Origin of the sequence: Priestia sp. BR_2, assembly GCF_041954005.1 — a bacterium.
GTDB lineage: Bacteria > Bacillota > Bacilli > Paenibacillales > Paenibacillaceae > Paenibacillus_AQ > Paenibacillus_AQ lautus_A.
This window is the reverse complement of the sequence record NZ_JAVFHM010000320.1, coordinates 1-539: the sequence shown is the minus strand read 5'-3', so window position 1 is coordinate 539 and position 539 is coordinate 1. Positions and strand designations below refer to the sequence as shown.

Here is a 539-nt window from a genome sequence, read left to right as displayed (position 1 = left end):
CTATGGAGAATCGTTTCCCGCAGCGGAAACATTCAAATATGACTTCTAAAGAAGTCAAGCAACTCACGCGTTGGTCAGTTTTGAAAGACCATTACGTTCACCATGAATACGTTTGGTGGCCATGCCGGAAGGGTTCCACGTGTGCACATACCGAAAACGACCGTTAAGCCTTCTATCGCCGATGGTACTTGGACCGAAGGGTCCCGGGTGAGTAGGACGTCGCCAAGCGTATTTTATATGGGCCCTTAGCTCAGCTGGTTAGAGCGCACCCCTGATAATGGTGAGGTCGGTGGTTCGAGTCCACTAGGGCCCACCATTTACATATCAACGTCATATGGAAGTGGCGAGGAATCCGGTGGATAATCGGAATTAACCTCGAAGCCATATTTCACTTTTGGCGTGAATTATGGGGCTATAGCTCAGCTGGGAGAGCGCCTGCCTTGCACGCAGGAGGTCAGGGGTTCGATCCCCCTTGGCTCCACCATAAACTTTCATATCGTTACCATAAATTGCAGGTTGAACTGCGAAATATAGTGTGA

2 tRNA genes and 1 rRNA gene are annotated in these 539 nt (G+C 49.7%); all 3 read left to right on the top strand.

What is annotated here, in order from left to right:
- The first annotated feature begins 111 nt into the window (after positions 1 to 111).
- The 3 genes from rrf to RB298_RS28050 all read left to right on the top strand — a co-directional run bounded on the left by rrf (position 112) and on the right by RB298_RS28050 (position 484).
- Positions 112 to 228, top strand: a 5S ribosomal RNA gene (gene rrf / locus RB298_RS28060).
- Between the two features lie 11 nt (positions 229 to 239).
- Positions 240 to 316, top strand: a tRNA-Ile gene (locus RB298_RS28055).
- A gap of 92 nt (positions 317 to 408) precedes the next feature.
- Positions 409 to 484 (top strand) — tRNA-Ala (locus RB298_RS28050).
- Positions 485 to 539: the final 55 nt, after the last annotated feature.